Origin of the sequence: Streptomyces nigrescens (genome assembly GCF_027626975.1) — a bacterium.
GTDB classification, from domain to species: domain Bacteria; phylum Actinomycetota; class Actinomycetes; order Streptomycetales; family Streptomycetaceae; genus Streptomyces; species Streptomyces nigrescens.
The window spans coordinates 1-20,884 of sequence record NZ_CP114204.1; the positions used below are offsets into that span (position 1 = coordinate 1).

The following is a 20,884-nucleotide window of genomic DNA, read 5'->3' on the forward strand; positions in this document are numbered from 1 at the left end:
TCAAGGATGCAGCCGGTCGGCCCGGGCGCCCTGCTCGCCGGCGGCCTTGTAGGCGGCGAGCTCGACGCGTGCCGTGCGTAGTTCGGTGGCCGAGTCGGCGAGCTGCTTGTCGCGGTCGGCGACCGCGGCGGCGAGCTTGGTCGGGTCCTGCTCGCCCTCGGCGTCGGGGTTGAGCGCCTTATTCACCGCGTCGAGCGCGGCGCGCAGCTCGTCGCGCTCGGTGGCGGCCTGCTCGGCTCGGGTCGTGGCCTCGGCGAGCTGCTGCGCGGCGCCCGGGTCCGGGGCCGACGGGGCGCCCGGGTCAGGGTTCGGGGCGGGGGCCGGGTCGCCCGCCGGCGGGGTGTTCGGGTCGCCGGCCGGGGCAGGGTCGCCGCCCTCGCCCGAGCCGCCCTTGATGGGCCAGATCGGGCGTCCGTCGCGACGGAAGCCGAGGGCGACCTCGCCGGTTCGCGGGTGGGCGGGCAGGGTCTCGTCGAGGGAGTGCTCGGGCATACGGGCGTGCCTCCGGGATGGTGCGAAAAGGGAAAGGCCCGCCGAGGGCGGGCCCGATGGGAGAGGAAGGAGAGCGGTCTACCCGCTGCCGGTGTCTGCGGCGGCCGTGAGCGCTCGCGCCTTGGCGTAGCCGCGCACCCACGCCGAGCGGCGCAGGTCGCCGCGGGGGTAGGGGCACGCGCTCACGGGGGAAGCGGCGCGGCCGGCGTCGATGCCGGCGCGCAATGCGCGAACGAGGTCGCCTCGATGTCCCACTGCCACCCCCTAGAGCCGGTTCTGCTGCGCGGTGCCAGAACGGCGGGCGGTCTCGGCGGCGCTGCTGCGCTGCCCGGTGACCATCTCCTCGTACTCCGCCAACGTGAGGCGGGGGTTATCCATCCACCAGCGCTTGAGCTCCTCCGAGGCACGCGCGTAGGCCACGTGCGCGGGACCGGAGAACAGAGAGACCGGATCGACGCCGGCGAGCTGCGCGGCCTTGGTGAGCATGTAGCCGTTGGTTGCATCCTCAGCGGCGAGGGCCTGCGCATAGACGTGCTCGCCGTACATCTCGCGAATCTCGGCACGGGTGTAGGCGGTGCGCTGCTGCATGTCGGCGTACTCGCGCTCGGCGATCCATCGTTCGGTGCTGGACATGCCGGCGTACCAGTCGACGGAAAGGCCGTTCCACGCGTCCGGCTCGGCGGCCGGCGCGAGGGCCTCGTCGATGGCGGCGCGGTCGGCGAGCTGTCCCTCGACGGTGTGGGCGCCGGCCGCTTCCGGCATCGGGGCGGGCGGATATCGCGCGTCGAGCTCGTCGGCGATGCGCGCCGCATCTTCGGGCGAGGCATAGCGCACGGCCCAACCGAGGACGTCGTCGCCGATGGCGGACAGATCGCGGGCGAGGCGACCGCCGGGGAACACCTCGCCGAGCAGTCGCCGGCGGTGGATCTCGGCGCCGATCGCTGGCCGGTCGTCCTCGACGTGCCGGGCGCGGGCGGCGAGGTCCTGCTCGGACATGCCGACGAGGTCGCGTCGTGCCCCGGGCAGTGCGGCGTCGAGGTCGCGCCGGTCGGCCTCGGCCATGACGCGCAGCATGTCGTCGTCGCCGAGGTGGGTAGAAACGCGGGCGAGCTCGCCGTCGCTGAACTCGGCGAGGTTGTCGACGAGCCGGCCGCTCGGGCGGATGCGGTCGAGCAGGGCCTGCTCGTCGCGCCGGTCGCCTTCGCCGCGGATGCGGTCGAGGTCGCGCTCGTCGAGCACTCCGGGCCGGATCGCGGCGCCGAGCTGCTCGTCGGTCATCTCGGGCAGCGTGCGCTCGTCTCCCGAGCGGACGCGCGCGGCCTCGAACGGGTCCGACCCCGGGCCACTCGGCGTACCGGGGCGGCCGGCGGTGCCGCTGGTCGGGGGGAGGTTGCTTGCGCCGGGCTGCTCGCGCTCGCGCCGGCGGATGAGCTCGGGGTGTTGGCGCAGGTGCTCGCGCTGCTTGGCCTGCCACTGGCGCACCTTGGCCTCGGCGATCCGTTTGGCCTCGGGTGTCACGGCCGAGGCGGCGCGGTTCTTCCACTTGCGTATGCCGCGCTCGATGGCGCGCTGCTTCTGTGTGGCCTCGTATCCGTCGGGGTCCTCGGACGCCTCGACCGGTGTGCGGGTGACCCCGGGCAGGTATGCCGACAGGCTGTGTCTGCAATTGGGGTGCTGGAATCCGTGCTGCCGCGCCTCGTCGACGCTGCCGGCGATGTGCACGCGCACGGTGCGCTCGTCCTCGGTGGCGTGCTCGGTCTCGACAGTGCGGGCGCCGCCCGGGCCGTCGAGGGACAGCACCTTGCCCTCGTAGGGGGCGCAGATGGGGCACTCGTGCGGGGCGTTGCTGACGATGACGAGGTCGAGGCCGGCGGCGCGCAGCTTGTCGCCGTGCGCCTCGACCGCGGCGCGGCCGGTCGCCGTGCGTACGGCCATCTCGGCGTAGCTCGTCATCTGCCACGCGCGCCCGCCCCGGTCGACGAACGTGCGCAGTCCGCGGTCGGCGAATCGCTCCATTGCCCGCTGTGTCGCCTGCCGGCGGGTGTCGATGCCGAGCAGCGGCGTTGCCGTTACCTCGGCGATCACCTGCCGGTATCCGTCCTCGACGCCGCGGAGAATGCCGCGGTGCGTGGCGGTGACGAGGTCGACGGTTTCCTGCGCGAGCCGGTCAACGGCGCGGGTGTTGGGCGTGGTGTCGGCGAGGCGGCGCAGATCGTTGTCGTGCAGGGCGCCGAGCTCGGCCAGTCCGGCGCGGGCCCCGGTGTTGTACGCCTCGGCGACGACGTCGAACACGTCGAGTTGCATTGCCGAGCCGAGAGCGTCGACAACTCCCTGCGCGCCGCGGCGTAGGGCCTGTATGTCGCGCAGCTTGTTGGTTGCCCACCCCGGGGCCTCGAACCCGTCGGCGAGCTGCCGTGCCACGACGCCGAGCAGCCGCTGCTCGGCGTCCGCGTACAGATCGCGGACGCCGGCCGAGAGGTCCTCGACCATTCCGGGGTGGATCGGCACGGCGCCCCCTCGTGAACTCAGTCGAGGGCGCCGGCCTGCATCGGGTCGGGCACTGCTGCGCCGGTCTCGGTCAAGATGCGGTCGACCTCGGCCCGTACGGCGGTGTCGTCCCAATCGGGGTGCAGCGCGCGCACCTTCGTGTCGGTGCTCACGGCCTGCGCCTGCTGGAGAAGCGACAGGGTCTGTGCGACCGATTGCGGGTCCTCGCTCACGCCGTCGCCGAAGGTGACGCGCGGCCGGTCGACGACAAGGCCCGGGGTGAACATCGCCCGGTCGAGTCGCAGCATGACGAGCAGGACGTGCGCGAGGGCCGGGCGCCAGTAACGCGACTTCTTGTCACGCGTGATCATCGAGCGGCGCTCGCGGGCGGTGACCTCGGTCGCGGTGACGGCGGCGCCCTGGTCGCCGAGTCCGAAGCTCTGCGCGGAGTAGCCGGCGGAGCGTACGGCCTGCTGCACGAGCGAGTCGGCGGTCGACTGGTGCTCGGCGACCCTGATCGCGAACTGCGACAGGGTGATTCCTCCGCCCTCGGTGGGCGGGATGTTCAGGCCCTGCCAGATTTCGCGGTCGTCGTCGAACGAGGCGCCCCGTCCGGGCCCGTGATCGCGTAGGTATCCGTCGGGGATGATCAGCCGCGCCCTGCCGAGTCTGATGTCGCGCAGCCACGACGACCATGTCTCGTCGAGTGCGTCCATGAGGTCATGCAGGGGCGCGGCGTAGTCCGAGCGTCCGAACGGGCTCCCACGGTGGCGGCGGTTGGGCCGGATGTTGGGGACGTATGCGGCGGTGAGCTCGGGTATGCCGGTCTCGATCGCGTCGCCATCGGGGCCGAGGGAGTCGGCGAGGCCGGCGACCTCGGGGTGCTCAGTGAGCGGCACGCGCCGGCCGAGGCGGTCGACGGTCCCCTCGTACAGTCCGTGCAGGATGCGCCCGGGCTCGTGGTGTTCAAGGTGGCGCCATACGGTCGAGCCGTCCGAGGCGAGCTCGCGCCAGAACGTGACGTCGGTCAACTGCCCCCAGCGAAAGCGCGGTACGGCGGCGTCTGCGTGCACGACGGTGAGCAGGGGGCGGGGTGCAAGCGAGGTATCCCACGTGATCCGCAGGAAGACGCCGCCGAGGGCTGCGGCGACCTCGGCCGCTTCGAGCAGGGTGTTCTCGATGCCGCCGGCCTCGACGAGCTCGGCGAGGCGGTCCTGCGCGCCGGTGTCGGGCACGGTGAAGGTGGGCGGTTCGGAGAATAGGAGATCGGCGCTCGTGGTGGCGATGTCGCCGGCGAGCGGGATGTGCAGGCGGGTGTCGCGCTTGCCGGGCTGCGGGTGGCGGTGGCGGGACCATAGGCGACGCCGGCCGTCCTCGCGTCGCTGCTGGTGCTGGTAGACCTCGGCGAGCTTCTTTCGGTCTCCGGAGTACCAAGCATCGTCGACGTGCAGCTCGCGGTATAGCGGGGCGAGCTGCGGCGGCGGCCACGGGGCGTTGCTGTCAGGCAGCGGCACAGGTGACCCCCTGTCTGCTGCGGGCGCGGCTGCGCGCGTTCGCTCGGCACCTGCGGCACTTCCGGGTGCCGTTGGTGGCCCGGTAGGTGTTGGCGTGGTCGAACCGGTGGCCTCGGATGCACGCGACCTGACGGGCGCGAGCGGCGGCGTGCGATTCACCGCGCAGTACGTTGACGCGTTGCGTCACGGCGTCGAGGTGGTCGGGGTTCACGCATCCGCGGTTGCGGCACAGATGGTCGATGACGAGGCCGGCGGGGATGGGGGCGACGAACGCCTCGTACGCGACGCGGTGCGCGTACTGCCTCTCGCCGTCGACGCTGATGCGGGCGTATCCGTTCGGCATGAGGTAGCCGGTCCACTGCCAGCAACCGCCCGGGCCGGCCTCGGTGCTCGCGAGGAATCTGTCGGACCAGTGCACGGGCGTCCCCTCACATGACGAGGCCCCGAGGCCAACAGGCGGCAGCGGGGCAATAGTTGGGGAGCTATGCGCTTTGGGCGAGCAGTCCTCGCCACTCGTGCGCGGTCGAATGGATCACGTAGCGCAGGGCGTCGACCGAGTGATCGTTCTTCTTTACGGGCTTGTCCTCGCCGCGGGCGGCGGCCTCTTCGGACCACACGTAATTGGGGATCTCGGAGAGCAGGCCGGCGCACGAGCGATGGATGCGCAGCAGCCCAGAGTCGAGGGCGACCGAGACGCTACGGATACCGTCGATCACCTCGTTCACGGCGCGTGTCACGCCCGGGTGTCCGTCGGCCCAAAGCTGTGTTGAGTAGCTCGCCGCGCTCGGGTCGATGAACGTCCACTCGGGGACGACGTCGAGCTCGTCGAGCCACCCGCGCACGGCGCGGCTGTACTCGGCGTCGGTCATCTGTCGATGGGCTGCGCGGGAGTCGTGGCGCCACTCGTTCACTGCGTACAGGCGGCCGTCGTCGCCGAGGCCGAGCAGGATCGCCGAGAACGGGTTGCTCGTGCCGTAGTCGACGCCGAGCCAGTAGCGGCGCATCGCCGGTAGCTCGTCGACGACGTGCCGCTGCTCGTCGTACGCGTCGTAGATCGCGCCCTCGGCGACAACCCACTCGCCCAGGATCATGCGCCGGCGCCACAGGTCGGTGAACTCGGCGGCGAGGGCGGCGACGTACGCCTCGGAAAGACTCGGGTTGTCGGCGAGCTGAAAGTGAAACTCGGCGAGGTCGAGCTCGCCGGCCCGGTCGAGGTAGTCGGTCCGCAGCCAATGCCGGGGCGAGTCGGGGTTCGTGGTGCCGATCAGCTTCGCCCCGGGCACAGACAGGCGGGCGAGCAACTGCCGGAAGAACGCCGCGGGCAACAGCGTGACCTCGTCGGCGTAGGCGAGGGCGGCCGTCATGCCGCGCAGTCGGCCCTCGGCTCGTGCGTCTGCTGCGCCGACGAGGTGCACAACGCGCCCGAGGATCACGGCGGTTGTGGCACCGCGGGTGTGGCGTACCTCGGCGGCGAGGTCGCCGAACAGGGTCGGGTCTTGCAGGACGTCGAGGCAGTTGCGTTCGATCGTTTGCAGACTGCGCCCGACGATGACGATTAGGCCCGAGGCCGGCGCCCTGCGGACCATGAGCAGGAAGCAGACAAGGCTCGCGATCGTCTTTCCCGACCGCACGCTGCCATGCCAGATGTTGATACGGGCCGTGGCGCCGCGGATGGATGCGAGCTGCTTGTCGGACAGGGGGAGAGGCGTAGCCATCACACCCCCTGTCCGTCACCCCCGGTCGGTCCGAGCAGGACGTCGGCGAGGCGGTCGAGCATCGCGCCGCCGCTGCTCCCGGTGCCGGTCTGGCGGGCGAGCTCGGCGACTCGGGCATGTACCTCGGTTAGGGCGCGGGCGGCGGTGGCGTGGTCGCGGGCATCGCGTGCGGACTCGGCGCCGGTGGTCTTGACGACTTGGCCGAGGGCACCGTCGAGGGCCTCGTCGGCGAGCTGCTCGCGCCGTGCGGCGGCGTCTGCTCGTCGGGCCTCGGTGGCTGCTGCGACGCGAGCGCCACCGGAGAACGTGAGTCCCTCGGCGCGGGCGATCTTGCTCACGGTGGCGGCGCTGCGCCCGATCGTCCTCGCGATGTGATTACGCGACTTGCCCTCAGCGTGCAGGCGGCGCACGGCCTCGCGGTCGCGGGCGGTGATCGGCTCGGCCATGCGCTCACCTCCCGGCGGACATGCGTCCGCCCCGCCACGGGGGGGATGTGGCGGGGCGGACGAGCGAGGGGGCCGAGGTTTCCGGGCACGCCGGAGGCGCCCCCAACATTAGGTCACGAACCGATAACGGCGCAAGCCTGTTCGGATGCTTTCTCGGCGGCGGCGAGCGCGCCGACGAGGGCGACAAGATCGCCCCACCCCCACACGCGCCGCCCGCGGTCGTCGAGCGGCACGGGCGCCGTGCAGTCCTCGCCGGTCGAGCAGGTCACCCTCGGCGCCTCGTCCGGGTCGGTGTGCAGGGTGAGCTCGCCGCCGCACCACGGGCACGGCCGATCGGGCACGGGCGTGGTGCGCTGGTCGAGGCCGAGAGTCCGCAGCAGCCGGCCCTCGGCGAGGCGCGCGGTACGCCGTGCCTCGTGCAGCAGATGCGAGGGCAGAGGGGCGAACGGCGGCGCGGCGAGGGAGCCGTCGAGCTGCTGCTCGGGCTCGGTGTCCTCGTCGAGCACGCGCCCCTCGACCCACACGCACGCGAAGTGCAGGCCATGCGCACGCGAGCCGGCCGCGCCCCGTGCGTCTGCTGCGCCCGGGTGTTGGTAGTCCCATCGGCGCGGGTCGCCGTGGCTCGCGTGCTGGACAGCGGCGGCGAGGGTGTCGGCGAGGGCGAACACCTGCCGCTCGATGGCGAGGCCAGCGTCGAGCGCGTCGAGGTTGGCCGGTGCGGGGTGCTCGCGCAGCACGAGCGGCGCCCGGTCCTCGACGACGAGCTGCTCGTCGTCGACGGCCCGCATCGTGTGCGCGAGCTGCCGCGGTGGCCAGACGTCCGAGGGCGGGGCCTCGATGGCGAGCAGCAGCGCGGCCCACTGCTCGCGGATGGAACGCAGGGCGGCGACGGTCTCGTGTACGGCGGTGGCGTAGTTCATCGGCGCCCCTCCTCGGCGGCGTGCGGGCGCAGGGCCTCGGCCTCGGCGGCGTACCGGTCGCGCTCGGCCTCGGTCTCGGCGATGCACTGCTCGGCGGCCTCGATCCGGGTGTGCAGGCGCATCGCTGCTGCCTGCTGTCCGCCGGCGCTACGGCGGTGCGTGTCGCACTCGGTGATCTCGGCCTCGACGTCGCCGCGCAGTAGGGCGGATTCCTCGGGAGTGAGAACGCCCCGGTCGGCACGGGCGAGCAGCACGCGCAGACGAGAGCGGCGGGCGTCGCGCTCGACCTCGCGCTGCTCGCGGCGGCCTCGACGGGAATCGGTGCGGGTACGGGTGTTCATCGTGCTTCCCCCTCGTTCAGTGCGGTGCAGGTGGTGCAGTGCGGCGGGCAGGCGCCGCCGGTATCAGCCGGGTGTCGTCGCAACGGCCCGGGGTCTCGTCGACAGGCGAGCCGGCCGAGCGGTACGCCCGAGGCGACGACGAGCAGCACGACGAGCGCGGCGACGAGTTGGGTGTTCACGGGGTCGGTTCTCCGTTCGTATGGGTACGGCGAGTGAGGCGAGCGACGAGGCGCCGAGCGCCGCGGGTCTCCCGCGCGCGAGGCGCGACCGGTCGCGCGTGCCGGGTGGTGTTGATCTCCCATCCCTCGATGGCGAGGCGGTCGAGCAGCTCGGCCGCGGTGAGTGTGGCGAGGTGGGGGTGCACGTCGAGGGCGTCGGTCAAGTGGGCTGCGATCACTGCGCGTGCGGCTGCGGGAGTCATCGGCGGTGTCCTCCCGAGGTGTGGCGGGCGCGGCTCTCGCGCGGGGCGGGTGGCTGGCACATGAGGCGGGCGAGGCGGACCTGCTCGGCCTCGGCCTGCTCGTCGTCGGTGGGGTCGAGTTGGGCGATCAGGGACTCGATGCGCGAGGGGTGAACGCCGGACAGGGCGCGGCGGCCCTTGCCGTTGCGCCGGTATCCGCTCTGGCACGGCTGGTCGGGCTGCGCGTGGCAGTGCGGGCAGCGGACGCCGAGCGGGTCGGGGATGCCCTCGGCGACGATCGCCTCGCGGTGGGCCCGGGCCGGCCGGTAGGGGGCGAGGTCGCGGGCGACGTGCTCGGGCATGTAGCGACGCGGCCCGTTGCCGACTCCCGACATGAGGGCGGCGAGACGTTTCTGCCCCGTCGAGTTGATCTCAGCGCGGTACTGCGCCGGTGGGGTGTGTCCGTGGGCGACCGCGGCTCGGGTGCCGAGCAGTTCCTCGCGCCATGCTTGCGGATCGTCGGGGTCCGCGGCCGGTACGGGGTCGGTGTGCCGGTTCATGAGCTCGCCGCGGTGCGGTGCCCATGCGGCGAGCACGTCGTGCGGCTCGACAGCGCGGAACTGCGCGGACCGGTCGCCGGCGCGCTGCTCGTAGTAGCGGCGCACGGCCTGCGAGGCATCCCAACCGGTGTCGGGCAGGGTGGCGGGGACCTCGGCGAGGGCGGCCGTCCAATCGGCGATGGTGCGGGCGGACTGCTGCGGGTCGGCGAGGGCGCGGCGCACGCGGGAGTCGAGCCGGCCGGCGTAGGCGAGTAGGGCGGCGATGTGTTCGTCGATCACGGGGTGCCCTCCTTTTGGGCTTTCAGCAGGGCGAGGCCGGCGGCGAGGTTGTCCGTGTAGGCGGCGGGCGCCGGCGAGCGCAGCGGCACGACGTTGGGGCCGGGGCGAGCGGACGGTGCGCGGTCGAGGTCGCCCCACACGCGCAGCCAGTAGCGGGCCGGTTTCGGCTCGGTGCCCGGTTGGGTGCGGCGGGCGGCGAGCTCGACGAGGGCCTCGACGCCGTGCTGCTGGACGAGGCGCCAGACGTCGCGCTGCTCGCCGAGGCCGAGCGTCCAGCGGACGGCGACGCCGGCGGCGGCGAGGGCGTCGCCGAGCGGGTGCAGTTCGGGAATCAGCGGGGACCGAGCGGGGGTGTTCGCGCGCGGCTGCTGCTGTGCTTCCTGTTCTCTCTTGTTCTTCTTGTTCTGGGGGCCGGTTTCTGCTCCCCCTCGGGCCGGATTCCGGCCCCCCTCCGTACCGGATTCCGGCCCCCGGGGGGCCGATCCTCGGCCCGGGTCGGAATCCGGCCCGGGCCGATTTCCGGCCCCCTCCGCGTCGACGAGCGGCAGACGGTAAACGGTCTCCCCGCGGGGCCCGGTGACGTCCTCGACGACGGCGAGCTCGCCCGAGTCGAGCAGCGCGTCGACGGCGTCCCGCACGGTCGAACGGGCGGCGCGGGTGCGCTGCACGAGCATCGCCGTACCGGCGTAGGCGATGGCGTCGGCGTTCGCCCTGTCAGCGATGGCGAGCAGCACTGTTCGAGCGGTACCTCGGGCGGTGGCGCGGTCCCATACCCAATCCGTCGCGGCGCGGCTCAACTGTCCTTCTCCTTACGGGTGTTGGTGAGCCGGGGGCCTCGGGGCGGCCGGCGAGGGCGGAGGGAGTATGGGCGGGGCAGCGGTGGCCGGTGAGGTAGTGGCGCACGCCGTCGACGGCGCGACAGTGGCGGCCGGCGGCGCCGTCCCAATGCCCACAACGGGTCGGGACGGCGGGCCCGTGGCTCACTGCGCGGCGTCTGCCGCGGCTGGCTCGGCGGCCTCGGGCCATCCGGAGAACTGCGAGGGCACGTCCTCGACCGTGGCCTGCTCGGCGCCCTGCGGGGCCGGCTGCGGCACAGTCTCACCCTCGATGTAGTCCCCGGGCACGTCGAGCCCCTCGGGCGACGCATCACGCCGCACGGTCTCGTCGTGCGCGACCGCCCGAGCGAGCTCGGCACTCTTCGGAATGATCTTGAAGAGTTGCCGAATGGCGGTCTTGCGGGCCATCGCGTCGTAGTCCGTCGACCACGGCCCAAAGTCCTTGGCCTTGCTGCGCTTCCGAATCGTCTCGATGTCGTCGACGTCGAGCACGACGAACGCGCTACCGCCGTTCGACAGGCGCGCAACGGCGTAGTAGTCCGTCGCCCGTCCCTTGGCCGAGCCGCGCGCCGGCCGGTGCGTCAACTTCGGTTCGAGGCCGTACTCGTACTCGAACTCGTCGCCCTCGTACACCGTGTGTGCGTCGAGGCCGGCCGCGAGCGGGTGCTGCCAAAACAGCTTGATCATGCCCTGATAGCCGATGACGAGCTGTACCTCGTACGCCCGAACCTTCTTGTTCCAGAACGGCAGCAGGTACGCCTCGCCGGACACGCCGCCCGGTTCGAGGCCGAGCGCCGAGCAGGTCATCAGCGCGCCGGCGAACGACTCTTGCGTGCACTCGGCGAGGTGCTCGACCCTGCGCAGCTCGGTAAGCGCGATGCGCGCGATCCGGTCGGCGCCGCCGAGGTGCGCGGGCAGCGCGCGCTCGATCTCCGGGCGCATCTGCTGCACGAACTGCACGAGCGTCGCCGGCTGCGCGGGGCGGTTGGGCTGGACGGCGGGGGAGTGTGACCGGGTGCGCTTGTTGGCGACGCGCTCGGCAAGGTTGGTGCTCACGCTGCGGACTCCTTCGGGACGACGAGGCGTCGGGCGCGGTGCGCCCGGAACTCGTCGGGGTGCTCGGCGGCGAGGCGCTTGGTATCGAGCGCGTCGACGCGGTGCGTGTACTGCTGTGCGAGGTCCGGGTGCGCGGCGGAGAACCGTTTCGTCGCGAGCGGGCCGTTCTGCTTCCACGTGAAGGCGACGGCGCCCTGCGTCTTGACGATCTCGGCCTCGCCGGCGACCGCCTTCAAGCGGTTGTCGACCTCGCGCAGCTCGTCGGCGGTCCTCGCCTCGCGGGCCTTGAGCTCGCGCCGGCGTTCCAGCAGCGGCCCGACCTCGGACGGGTCGGCGACGGTCACGGCATCGGCCTTGACCTTGTAGAGGTGGCCGAGCAGTTCCTCGGTCGCCTCGGACCCATCGACCGGCGGCGGGGTGCCGTCGAGCACTCCCTGCCAGAACTCGCCGACGAGGGCGACGAGGTGCTCGACGAGGGCCTCGTCGCGTTCGACGCGGTGAATCAGCAGCCGGTTACCGCCGAGCAGCGCGGCGACGTGCGCGTGCGAGTAGCCGGTGACGGCGAGGTACCAGTGCGTTTGAAGGGCGGGCCCGTCCGGCACGCTGTCGAGCCACTCGTCGAGCTGATAGGCCGAGCGCGTCTTGATCTCCAAGAGGCTGGACGGCTGCGCGTCCTCGTCGAGCACGTACCGGTCGACGTTGGCGAGCATCCAACGGCGCTCGACGTGCGTGAGCGTCCCCGGGCCCTCGACGACGGCGAGGCCGGAGCGCTCGGAGAACACGCGGGCGATGGTCGGCTCGTGTGCCAGTCCCCAGAACGCAGCCTCGGCGAGGTCCGGGTGCTGGGGACGGTCGAGCGGCAGCTCGCCCCGCTTGTCGAGGTAGACCTCGTGTGCCGAGGTGTACTTGCTCATGCCGAGTACCGCGGCGACTTCCGAGCCGCCAACTCCCGTACGCCGCACGGTGAGCCATTGCTCACGGTCGAGATTCGGCGGGGCAACAACTACGCCGGTAGGTGTCACGGTGGCCGGTTGTGCCGGCGCGCTGGTCACTTGCTCGTCCCGATGTATCGGGCGTAGACGCGGTACTCGACGGCGCCGCCCTCGGTAACCGTGCGGGCGACAGCCTCGAACGATCCCGCGGGGGCATAGGCATTGAGGCGGGCGTTCCGAATGGCCTGTGCCGCGGACGCCGCGCGGGTGATGCTGTTGGGCTTGCGCACGACACCCCACACGTTGGGGTGTGCGCGCAGCTCGCCGGCTATGCGCGCGTGCTTGGTGTTGCGCTGCTTGGGCGGCGGGCCGACAAACTCGACGCTGCTCACGTGCTGCTCTCTCCTCACGCTGCGGACTGGTGCTCGGTGCGCTCAGCACGCGCCCGGTGGATGTGAGGGGCGAGGACTCGCCGAATCAAGTCGATCTGCTCGACGCTCGGCTCGGTGTCCTCGCTCGGCACGGTGTCCTCGTGCGGCTCGGTGTGTGCCTCGTGGTTGGTCACGGCTCCCCCTCCGTTCTGTTCCACAAATCGAACAGCCAAGGGCGCAAAGCAAGGCATAGCGCCCTTGAGGCTGTTGCAGATATCGAACACGGCAACCGTACGAGGCGCGAAAGCGCACGTCAACGCGATTGGTGGCGTGGCCACGCGGGGTGATGTGCGATTAGATGAGACTGTTCGAGTTTTGCAACAAGAACGGGAGTGACAGCGTGTCGGAGACCGGCACCCCCTACGGCACCCCCTTCGGGGATCTCCTACGTGCCGCCAACAAGACAGGGCTTTCGTACCGCAAGCTCGCCGAGCGGGCGGTCGACCCAGAGACGGGGGTACAGGTGGGGTACACAACCCTGCACCGGATCGCGCAAGACAAACTGATCATGCTTGAGCCGGGAGTCGTCGGCGCGGTCGCCGCGGCGATCATGTCGGCCGTCGAGGTCACCGAGCGGGATGTGCGCACGGCTGCGTCTCAGCAGTACTGCGGCCTCGTCGCCGACGATCCGTTCGAGGCCAGTGGCGACGATGCGACAGTCGTCGTCGTGCATGCGCCGGGCATGAAGCGCGCGGACATGCCGAAGGTCGAGCAGCTACTCAGGCGGTACGCCGCCGGGGACCTACCGCCGGAACTTTCCGAGGGCGGTGAGACGTCTAACTAGAAGATCACCCGCTGTCAAAGGGGCGTGACCTGGGGTGTTGACCGGAGTATGGTGGTCCGGGCCTTTGACTCGCGCATATGTTCGAGTCAAGGTCCCGTCATGGCAACAAGGGGGCAACACTTGATCCGCGTCACCCGCACCCATCTCGACACAGGAGCCGTCGCAGTCGTCCGCGCAACCGAGGACGGACTCACCATCGACTTGGACCGGCGCCACATATCCCCCACAGGGGCGGCCGGCCTGCAACGAGCACTGAACGGCCTTGCCCCCCACTCGGGCCGTGACGACGAGGCGAGAACCCCACGCCCCACCGAGGACGAGAACAACCGCTAGAAGACGACGAGGGCCGCACAGCACGCGCTGTGCGGCCCTTCCGGCGTTCTAACCTCACGCCGCCTTAGCGAGCTGCTTCTGATCCGTCACAGCCGGCCGCAGCGACTTACGAACCACCGAGACGTACGAAGAAATCTCCACCCCTGCACGGCTGTGACGACCCTTGCCGACGGGATGCAGCGTGACATCGAGCAGCGACTCGACGATCAAGCGCTGCTGCGCGACGGTGAGTTGCTGCCACGCCGCCTCGATCTCCTTGCGCGAGGCTGCGCCGGCAAGGTCCGCGACAACGTCCGGAGCGCGCAACGACTTCGCCACCTTCTCAGCCTCGTTGATCTTCGGCGTCAGGCCGGCCTCGACTGCGGCGAGGCTATCCGCGGACAGCCCGCCGGTGATGGCCTTGTCGCGGAACTCCTGCAACCGCCCCTTGAGCAACGTCGCCTCGGCCTCGGCCTCCGCGATCCTTTTCTGCAACTCCTCGTCGCCCTTGGTGTACGCCTCGACGAACGCCGGCGAGGCGATCCAGTTGAACAGCTCGCCGCGCACGTACTCGTCGATGGGCGCCTGCTTCCCGCTGACGTGGTAACCCTTCGCGCCGTTCTTTCCCGGCTGCTTGCACTGGTAGTTCATGCCGTAGTCCGTCGGATTCGACACGACCGGAACACGGCACGAAGAACAACCCATGATTCCGGAGAGCAGATACCGCGCCATGCCCGGGCGAGAGTTCGTCGACTTGCTGCCACGCGCATTGATGACCGACTGGCACTTGACGAAAAGGCGCTTCGGCACGATCTCGGGCCACGCAGCCTCGTTCGTCACCTGCCCATGGTGAGTGCGAGCGCCGGTGTACCGAACATCGGTTGCGTAGTCCTTGATCGTCGCACCGTGCCAGACCGCAGCAATCAGCGGCTCACCCCGCTCGTTGTAGTCGCGGGCAATAGCGAGCTGATCCTCGCCGAGGGCGAGCCGCTCAAGTGTCTCGCGCCACAGAGGCAGGTATTCGGGCTCGCTCGGCTCGTGGTGCGACAGGCGAACGACCATGCCCTTAGTCCAACGCAGCGCCGGCGCCGGAACACCCCGCTTATTGAGGTCGGCAGCGATGGCCTTGTATGGCTCACCGTTCGCGACGCGCTTGCAGATTTCCTTGACGATGGGGCCCTGCTGCGGGTCCTTTTCGACCGCGACAAAAGCGCCCGTTTGTGGGTCGTACACGCGGCGATATCCGTACGGAGTGATGCCGTGCGGCCGGCCCGACGCGGCGTTCGCGCGCAACGTCCGCTTGACGTTGTCGCGCAGCTCGTCGACCTCGCGCTCGCCGATCAGGGCGTCGAGCCCCGTGCGGAAACGGTCATCCTTGTTCGACAGGTCATAGACCTTGCTGCCGTAGCACCACAGGACGCCGTGCCTCGCGCAGGCGTTGCGCAGACGTACGTATACGTCCAACTCGCGCTGAAGCCGAGTCGACGCCCACACGAAAACGATGTCGAGCTTTCCAGCCTCAATCCACTCGATCATGCGCTCGAACTCTTCGCGCTCGCGGTCGCGGAAGCGAGAAGCCGAGCGGTCATCGTCTACGAAGTCTTCGACGATGCCCACGCCGAGGCGGTCGGCGTCAGCCTGCGAGGCGTCGAGTTGCTCGCGCACCGAGAAGCCTCGGCGCGCGCTCTTCCCGCGGTACGCGCTCTTACGTGCGTACCTAGCGCCGCGCAAACCAGTGAACGAGCGAGGACCCTCGCCCCGATCACCGGTAAGGACCAGGGAGCGAGGAACCTCGCTCCGAGCTGCAACAACAGACGTCGTCATGTAGCCCTCCAGCAACAAGACTATGCCTTGCGCGGGACTACGCTGGTTGTCCCGCGCAAGAGGCGGTGTAGCCATCACCGGGACTCGCTCGGGATGACGTTCGTGGCGCCGAGTAAATCACAATGCGCGGCGCCTAGCCGTAGGTCTCGCTCGATCTCTCGCCCGGGGGCCCGGTGCCGTGCGATGGCGCCCGTCCGAGGCGGTGCCCACGGGCACGCCTGCGGCCGTATCTGACTCCCACTGACTGAGACCTGCGAGGGGCCCCTCATGAGCGATGTACGCGAAAACCTGACCTACGAGAAGTTCGGCGACGCGGTGCGCGAGCTCGCCCAGACGATTGCCGACGATGGGTTCGAGCCGGACGTCGTGCTGAGCATCGCGCGGGGCGGCGTGTTCGTCGCCGGCGGGCTGGCGTATGCCCTCGACTGCAAGAACATTCATCTTGTCAACGTCGAGTTTTACACGGGAGTTGGTCAGACTCTCGAAATGCCGGTTATGTTGGCCCCCGTACCGAACGCGATTGATTTTTCGAATAAGAAAGTCCTGATCGCGGATGACGTGGCCGATACAGGAAAGACTCTGAAGCTCGTGCACGACTTTTGCCTCGATGCTGTAGCCGAGGTTAGGTCCGCAGTGATTTATGAGAAGTCGCACAGCCTCGTCAAGTGCGAATACGTGTGGAAGCGCACGGATGATTGGATTAATTTCCCCTGGTCAGTTCAACCGCCCGTCGTACGCCGCGACGGACAGGTGCTCGACGCCTGAGACGTGCAAGCGCCCGCCGTCCCCACTGTTCACGGGGTCGGCGGGCGCTGTCTTTCGGGGGCGGTCCTATTGGTTCTGTAGGGTCTCGGCGAGCTCGGGAATCTGCTGTTTCGGGAAGTGCAGCAGAGCAGCGTCGCTGAATCCGTCCGGTTCGAGTGGAACATTCATGCGCCATGAACCGGGGCGCCATGGGTGCCGAACTCGCTCGCCGAACGTCGGCGTCTCGGCAAGCATTGCCACGAAGCGCATGGCGTCCGGGATCGGAAGTTTCAGCAGCGCCCATCCACGGTGGTACTCGATGAACGGGTCGCCCCCGTATCCGAGTGGGTCCGTGCGCTTCTCTCGAACGCCGGCGGTCGCCTCGCCGACGTCTTGGCAGCAGGCACTCGTCGCGTATCCGAGGCGCCACAGATCACGGACGATGGGCGACATGTCCTCGTCGATCTGTACGCGCTCGCCCGTAGGCGCGGTGAGGGTCTCGTGCGGGTGAATGGTCGGGTCGGTCGGCATCGTGCCCCCTCGTCAGGCTTGCCGGTAGGTGAGCCACTGCTGCGCGGCGTCGGCGATCTTCCGTTTCCACGCGACCTCGGGGGAGTCCGAGGCGATACCGGCCCAGAGCCGTTGCTGCGCGGCGGCGAACACGTCGAGAGCGCGCGCCGGCGCGGTGGACCACGCCGGAGTCTTAGCGGCCCACAGCTCGGCGTCTTCCGGGGCGTGTCCGGCAGCGACGAGCCAGACCACCCAACATGCGGCGTCGATCCACGCCGCGCCACGGGTAGGCCATGCCCAATCCACGATGCGCGCGACGTTGCCCACGATCAGGACGTTGTCGGGCGTCCAGTCGGTATGCAGGACGGTGTCGCCGCGCAGCAGTGCGGCGTCGTCGGGGTGGTCGACGTAGTCGGCGAATCGCTGCTCGATCTGTTTAAGCTCGACGTCGCTGGGGGCGTGGACGCCGGAAAGCGTGATGATTGCCTCGGCGACGAGCGGCAGGTCGTCGCTGCCCGGGGCGTACTCGGCGGGGCGTCCGTCGAGGTGCTCGAACCCGAGCAGGTGCCACTCGCCATCGTTGATGCGCCACAGCAGGCGCGGGGCGAGGGGAGCGACGTAGGGGTTAATGGTGGCCTCGCGCTCTTGAGTCCACGCGCGAGGGTGATCGCAGCGCAGCCCCTTGACGAAGACGCGGCCGGCGCGCGTGTCGAGGGTGGCGGCGAGCTCGCTGTTCAGCCCTTTGTCGCTGCTGGCCGTTGCGTAGATCGGGCCGGTACGGGCGGCGACTGCGTCGCGAGTGGCAGTCGGTAGGTCATCCCAATGCATTCTCATGGTCACCACGGCGGGAGTGTAGGGCTCGGAATGGGCGAGGCCGCCCGCACGCGGCGGGCGGCCTCGGTGTCGCGTTGCGCGGAGTGGCCTAGTACGGGTTGTCGTTGCCGCAGCCGCGCATCGCCTCGTTGCCGGCGAGGCTGTCGAGGTCGTCGACGAACTCGATCTCGTCGTCGACCGCGGGACGGGTCGTGATGTTGACGGGTACGGGCTTGGTCGCGACGGCGGCGGGCGCGGTCGCTACGGGCGGTGCCATGGCGGTCTCCTTCTTATGCGTGCTGGCAGTACCGATCCAGGGACGAGCCGGCCTTGCGGTACAGGTTCACGAGCGGCATACAGGTGGTGCACGTCTTCTGTAGAGCGCAGCCACTGCAACCGCTGTGACGCTGTAGCGCTCGGTCGGAGATACCCCCGAGCCGGGCAAGACCCGCGACCCCCTCTTTCAGGAGTGGAATCGGGTGATCGCGGGAGACTTTGCAGACGGTCGCCAGACCGAAAGGGTTCACGTTCAAGGACGTGTGGCCGGCGTCGCATCCGGTGAAAGGCGTTCGGTTGTGCAGGTACTCGGGTGCCTGCTGCGCGAGCGGTTCCGAGTCGCCGGTGAACGTAGGTGACATGTGCGTGTACTCGCGGACGCGGGAGGCGAACCGTTCGGCGAGTGCTCGCATGGCGGGTGCCTCGTGCGCGTTCTTCTCGGTGATGACCACGCTGAGAGACAGAGGCAGGCCGGCCTCGCGCGCAGCGGCCAACCCACGCATGAACTTCTTGAAGGCGCCGCGCCGGTTAGTGAAGCGGTCGAACGTGTCCTCGGTGGCGCCGTAGACGCTGAGCGTCACGCGGTAGGGGGGCCGGTTGGTGAGCAGGTCGAGCATGTGCGGGCGGAACAGAGTCGACCCGTTCGTGAGGATCTCCACCATCATGCCGAGGTCGTAGGCGAGCGCGTACGTCTCGGGAAAGTGCTTGTCGATGGTGGCCTCGCCGCCGCCGAGCTCGACCCAGAGAACGCCGGCGTCACGGAGGATGCGCAGCAGTCGCGCGCGGGCTGACCACGCGAGGCCCTCGTGCCGCTTGGCCCCGTACACGCAGTGGTCGCAAGCCCAGTTGCACCCGTTGTTCACCTCGTACGAGGCGCGGCCGTGCCCGTACGGCGAGGGGTCGCGTATGAGCAGCGACTCGCGCACCGGACGGTCGGCGAGGTTGAGTCCCCATCGGCGGCGCGCGGCGCTGTGAAGCCAGGCGGGTAAGGGCGCCTCGGTGTGCGCGCGTTGCTGCAACTCCAAGTAGTGATGCCCCTTGATCTTCACGCCGCTTACGTCGCCCGGGCGTAACACGAGGTACTCGTCGAGGAACGGACTAACGATCAGATCGTGCGTGCGCGTGGGCGCGTGCATGGTTCCCCCATGTCAACGTGAACAGAGTCAGGGTGTGCAGGGCGAGGGGATCGGGGGCCCATCGTCGCCACAGGGCCTCGAACTCGCGGTCGGTGCTTGGAAGCGAAAGGGCGGGGGCCGCTCGGCTTGCACATGTGCGCAGGGCGAGGTCGCCGTGCGGGTAGATCGAGTAGTCGCTCGTGAAGTCGGCCACTGCTACGGCTGCTGCGGCGGCGTCGATTCCGCGAACGTCGGCGAGGCACTGCACGAGGGCCTCGGGCGGGGTGTGCTGCCATTGCTCGGCATGGACGAGGTACGCCTCGGCGGCCGAGCGTAGGGCCTCGCGCGCCGTGGCTGCGCCGACCGCGGCGAACCCCCCGTCGGAGACGGTGAGCACGCGCTCGGGGCTCGGGACGAGAGACAGCGGGCCGGCGAACGTATCGAGGGTGCGGCCGTATGTGGCGCAGTACACACGGTGGGTCGTGTGTGCTCGTTCCCCTGGGGTGGCTTGTCGCAGCAACGCGGTTGTGATGGCGTCCCACAACGACGGGTTAGTGAGCCGTTGCACGGTGCCCAACCGCATCAACTCGTCGACGAGCGGCTGCATTTCGTCGTCGTACGGCAGGCGGATGGGCGACGTGTACGCCACGGGCGGGGCGTCCATATGGCCCGAGCCTGTAGGGCGCATGATGAGGCACTCGTCGGCCCAAAGCGCCACCCATGCAGCGCCGTTGTGCTCGACGAGTCGTACGGGCTCGCCGGCCGCTGCCTCGCCCCATCCAAGGTGATCGGTGATGATCGTTGCGTTCATGCGCTTGGCCCCTCGCGCAGGCAGGTGGACAGGCTGAGATACGTAATTGGTCTTGCGGACCACTCGGCTTGTCCGCCGCTGCTGAGCACGACAGTGAAGGCGCTGGTATCGCCGTTCCGGAGAGTGGCGAGCGCATGCACCCACCCGGTTTCGGACCACTCGACCGCACGGCGCTGCTCTCGCGGAGTCATGCCGAACACGTGGTGTGTGCGGAGGCTGACGCGGATGGCGCGGATGGCGGCGTGTGCGGTCGGCACGATGTGCGGTGCGCTCGCGATCTTCGGTGGTTCCTCGTCGGCGCGGTTGGTCGACCTGCGCCATAGGACGGCAACGAGGTATCCCTGCTCGACGTGAGCCTCGGCGAGCGGAGCGACGCGAGACAAGGTTGCCCCTGGTGAGGCTGTGGCCGACTGGCGGTTGTGCATAGCCGCTCTCCTGCCCTAGCGCCATGGTTGCCCCTACCTGTCAGGGCAGGCAGGCAGGGGCAACCTACGGGGGCTCTCCCAAAAGGCGTTAGAACAGGGAGAGTTACGCGCCGTTGGGTACGGACTTGCCGAGGGATCGACCCAAGGCGGCGACGCATTGCGACGGTAGCGCTACGGCGGGCGAGGCGGCAAGTGTGCTCCGGGGCATACATGCGGATTGGCATATGCAGATGCCCCCCACCCGGATCGGGTGGGGGGCATCGTTGGGCCCTGGTTGCGCCTAGCTGAAAAGGTGGTCGAACTCACCGTTCTTCGCGCCGAGGACGAACGCGCGCAGCTTGGCTTGCGTCGTCTTCACGATCACGCCGGGGTCGTCGCTCTCGCGTACGAGGATCTCGCCGGCGACCTCGGCCAATTCGAGGCACTGCTCACCGCCGCCACCGGAGAAGCTCGACTTCTGCCACTTGATTTCGCTGTTCATTCCTGGACTCTCACAGTTCTCGTGCGACGTGGTGAATAAAACTTCGCGACTCTTCGGGGGTCAGTGCTGCCTGTTCGGCGAGGTCGAGCAGTGTGCGGTATCGATTTAGGTCCGCGGCTGCATCAAGGAATCCGCCGCCGAACGGGGTGTCGATATGGACAGTGTCGAGCTGCGTCACGACACCGCGTGCATACATCACTGTTTGTGTGACCTCGATAAAGTCCTCGCTCGTGAACGGAATCACTCGCAGGGTAATCCCGGGGCGCTCGGACGCGGACAACACGTATTCGAGTTGATCGCGGGCGACCTTTCGCCCGCCCACCCTCATGCGTAGAGCGGCCTCGAAAACGATCGCCTCGAACTGTGGTGGGTTCTCACGC

At 69.7% G+C, this 20,884-nt stretch carries 29 protein-coding genes; 3 read left to right on the forward strand and 26 right to left on the reverse strand.

Features of this window, described 5'->3' with window-relative positions; all coding sequences use genetic code 11:
• From STRNI_RS41115 to STRNI_RS41190, 17 genes are all read right to left on the reverse strand, one after another.
• Positions 1–492, reverse strand: a complete 492-nt coding sequence (locus STRNI_RS41115) for a hypothetical protein (protein WP_277413402.1) — start codon at positions 490–492, stop codon at positions 1–3.
• Between the two features lie 78 nt (positions 493–570).
• Positions 571–753 carry an Rmf/CrpP fold protein gene (locus STRNI_RS41455; RefSeq protein ID WP_338149821.1) on the reverse strand — a complete coding sequence of 61 codons (183 nt, stop codon included), beginning with the start codon at positions 751–753 and terminating at the stop codon, positions 571–573.
• Between the two features lie 3 nt (positions 754–756).
• Positions 757–3,000, reverse strand: coding sequence for a phage minor capsid protein (locus tag STRNI_RS41120; protein WP_277413403.1), 2,244 nt, complete (start codon positions 2,998–3,000; stop codon positions 757–759).
• A 17-nt stretch (positions 3,001–3,017) separates the two neighbouring features.
• On the reverse strand, positions 3,018–4,493 hold the full coding sequence (locus tag STRNI_RS41125; protein ID WP_277413404.1) for a phage portal protein: 1,476 nt from the start codon (positions 4,491–4,493) through the stop codon (positions 3,018–3,020).
• A complete protein-coding gene (locus tag STRNI_RS41130; protein WP_277413405.1) occupies positions 4,480–4,911 on the reverse strand; it encodes an HNH endonuclease signature motif containing protein in 432 nt (143 codons plus the stop codon). Before STRNI_RS41130 ends, STRNI_RS41125 begins: the two co-directional genes overlap by 14 nt.
• A 64-nt stretch (positions 4,912–4,975) precedes the next feature.
• On the reverse strand, positions 4,976–6,208 hold the full coding sequence (locus tag STRNI_RS41135; protein ID WP_277413406.1) for a PBSX family phage terminase large subunit: 1,233 nt from the start codon (positions 6,206–6,208) through the stop codon (positions 4,976–4,978).
• Complete coding sequence (locus tag STRNI_RS41140) at positions 6,208–6,654, reverse strand: helix-turn-helix domain-containing protein (protein WP_277413407.1); 447 nt, start codon at positions 6,652–6,654, stop codon at positions 6,208–6,210. The genes STRNI_RS41135 and STRNI_RS41140 overlap by 1 nt, the downstream gene beginning before the upstream one ends.
• 113 nt (positions 6,655–6,767) lie before the next feature.
• Positions 6,768–7,574 (reverse strand): hypothetical protein, encoded by an 807-nt coding sequence (locus tag STRNI_RS41145; RefSeq protein WP_277413408.1) that lies wholly within the window; start codon positions 7,572–7,574, stop codon positions 6,768–6,770.
• Positions 7,571–7,915 carry a hypothetical protein gene (locus STRNI_RS41150; RefSeq protein ID WP_277413409.1) on the reverse strand — a complete coding sequence of 115 codons (345 nt, stop codon included), beginning with the start codon at positions 7,913–7,915 and terminating at the stop codon, positions 7,571–7,573. Before STRNI_RS41150 ends, STRNI_RS41145 begins: the two co-directional genes overlap by 4 nt.
• Positions 7,912–8,094, reverse strand: a complete 183-nt coding sequence (locus STRNI_RS41155; protein WP_277413410.1) for a hypothetical protein — start codon at positions 8,092–8,094, stop codon at positions 7,912–7,914. Before STRNI_RS41155 ends, STRNI_RS41150 begins: the two co-directional genes overlap by 4 nt.
• Positions 8,091–8,336, reverse strand: coding sequence for a hypothetical protein (locus tag STRNI_RS41160; RefSeq protein WP_277413411.1), 246 nt, complete (start codon positions 8,334–8,336; stop codon positions 8,091–8,093). Before STRNI_RS41160 ends, STRNI_RS41155 begins: the two co-directional genes overlap by 4 nt.
• Positions 8,333–9,154: a zinc finger domain-containing protein gene (locus tag STRNI_RS41165; protein ID WP_277413412.1), complete on the reverse strand. Its 822-nt coding sequence runs from the start codon at positions 9,152–9,154 to the stop codon at positions 8,333–8,335. The genes STRNI_RS41160 and STRNI_RS41165 overlap by 4 nt, the downstream gene beginning before the upstream one ends.
• Positions 9,151–9,951: a hypothetical protein gene (locus STRNI_RS41170; protein WP_277413413.1), complete on the reverse strand. Its 801-nt coding sequence runs from the start codon at positions 9,949–9,951 to the stop codon at positions 9,151–9,153. Before STRNI_RS41170 ends, STRNI_RS41165 begins: the two co-directional genes overlap by 4 nt.
• Before the next feature lie 183 nt (positions 9,952–10,134).
• Positions 10,135–11,046 carry a recombinase RecT gene (locus STRNI_RS41175; protein ID WP_277413414.1) on the reverse strand — a complete coding sequence of 304 codons (912 nt, stop codon included), beginning with the start codon at positions 11,044–11,046 and terminating at the stop codon, positions 10,135–10,137.
• Positions 11,043–12,098 (reverse strand): YqaJ viral recombinase family nuclease, encoded by a 1,056-nt coding sequence (locus tag STRNI_RS41180; RefSeq protein WP_338149822.1) that lies wholly within the window; start codon positions 12,096–12,098, stop codon positions 11,043–11,045. The genes STRNI_RS41175 and STRNI_RS41180 overlap by 4 nt, the downstream gene beginning before the upstream one ends.
• Positions 12,095–12,370, reverse strand: a complete 276-nt coding sequence (locus STRNI_RS41185; protein ID WP_277413416.1) for a hypothetical protein — start codon at positions 12,368–12,370, stop codon at positions 12,095–12,097. The genes STRNI_RS41180 and STRNI_RS41185 overlap by 4 nt, the downstream gene beginning before the upstream one ends.
• A 14-nt stretch (positions 12,371–12,384) precedes the next feature.
• A complete protein-coding gene (locus STRNI_RS41190) occupies positions 12,385–12,543 on the reverse strand; it encodes a hypothetical protein (RefSeq protein ID WP_277413417.1) in 159 nt (52 codons plus the stop codon).
• A gap of 164 nt (positions 12,544–12,707) precedes the next feature.
• Here STRNI_RS41190 and STRNI_RS41195 point away from each other — a divergent pair, with 164 nt between their 5' ends.
• Both STRNI_RS41195 and STRNI_RS41200 read left to right on the forward strand, forming a co-directional pair.
• Positions 12,708–13,193, forward strand: coding sequence for a hypothetical protein (locus STRNI_RS41195; RefSeq protein WP_277413418.1), 486 nt, complete (start codon positions 12,708–12,710; stop codon positions 13,191–13,193).
• Between the two features lie 120 nt (positions 13,194–13,313).
• A complete protein-coding gene (locus STRNI_RS41200; protein WP_277413419.1) occupies positions 13,314–13,526 on the forward strand; it encodes a hypothetical protein in 213 nt (70 codons plus the stop codon).
• Positions 13,527–13,580: 54 nt separating this feature from the next.
• Here STRNI_RS41200 and STRNI_RS41205 read toward each other — a convergent pair whose 3' ends face one another.
• The gene (locus STRNI_RS41205) at positions 13,581–15,404 is read right to left on the reverse strand and encodes a recombinase family protein (RefSeq protein ID WP_338149823.1); all 1,824 of its coding nucleotides are present in this window, start codon (positions 15,402–15,404) and stop codon (positions 13,581–13,583) included.
• Between the two features lie 192 nt (positions 15,405–15,596).
• On the opposite strand from STRNI_RS41205, the gene STRNI_RS41210 reads away from it, so the two are divergent.
• Positions 15,597–16,094 (forward strand): phosphoribosyltransferase, encoded by a 498-nt coding sequence (locus STRNI_RS41210; protein WP_277411909.1) that lies wholly within the window; start codon positions 15,597–15,599, stop codon positions 16,092–16,094.
• Positions 16,095–16,160: 66 nt separating this feature from the next.
• Here the strand turns inward: STRNI_RS41210 and STRNI_RS41215 are convergent, their stop codons facing one another.
• The 8 genes from STRNI_RS41215 to STRNI_RS41250 all read right to left on the reverse strand — a co-directional run.
• Positions 16,161–16,604: a dCTP deaminase/dUTPase family protein gene (locus STRNI_RS41215; protein ID WP_277411910.1), complete on the reverse strand. Its 444-nt coding sequence runs from the start codon at positions 16,602–16,604 to the stop codon at positions 16,161–16,163.
• A gap of 12 nt (positions 16,605–16,616) precedes the next feature.
• Positions 16,617–17,426, reverse strand: a complete 810-nt coding sequence (locus STRNI_RS41220) for a phosphotransferase family protein (RefSeq protein ID WP_381844129.1) — start codon at positions 17,424–17,426, stop codon at positions 16,617–16,619.
• A 79-nt stretch (positions 17,427–17,505) separates the two neighbouring features.
• Positions 17,506–17,673, reverse strand: a complete 168-nt coding sequence (locus STRNI_RS41225; protein ID WP_277411911.1) for a hypothetical protein — start codon at positions 17,671–17,673, stop codon at positions 17,506–17,508.
• Positions 17,674–17,686: 13 nt separating this feature from the next.
• A complete protein-coding gene (locus STRNI_RS41230; RefSeq protein ID WP_277411912.1) occupies positions 17,687–18,808 on the reverse strand; it encodes a radical SAM protein in 1,122 nt (373 codons plus the stop codon).
• Entirely contained in the window at positions 18,771–19,598 is an 828-nt protein-coding gene (locus STRNI_RS41235) for a DNA glycosylase family protein (protein ID WP_277411913.1), read from the reverse strand. The genes STRNI_RS41230 and STRNI_RS41235 overlap by 38 nt, the downstream gene beginning before the upstream one ends.
• A complete protein-coding gene (locus tag STRNI_RS41240) occupies positions 19,595–19,981 on the reverse strand; it encodes a hypothetical protein (protein ID WP_277411914.1) in 387 nt (128 codons plus the stop codon). The genes STRNI_RS41235 and STRNI_RS41240 overlap by 4 nt, the downstream gene beginning before the upstream one ends.
• Positions 19,982–20,303: 322 nt before the next feature.
• Positions 20,304–20,504 (reverse strand): DUF397 domain-containing protein, encoded by a 201-nt coding sequence (locus STRNI_RS41245; protein ID WP_277411915.1) that lies wholly within the window; start codon positions 20,502–20,504, stop codon positions 20,304–20,306.
• A gap of 10 nt (positions 20,505–20,514) precedes the next feature.
• On the reverse strand, positions 20,515–20,884 hold a 370-nt coding region (locus STRNI_RS41250; protein WP_277413421.1), incomplete at its 5' end, for a DUF5753 domain-containing protein.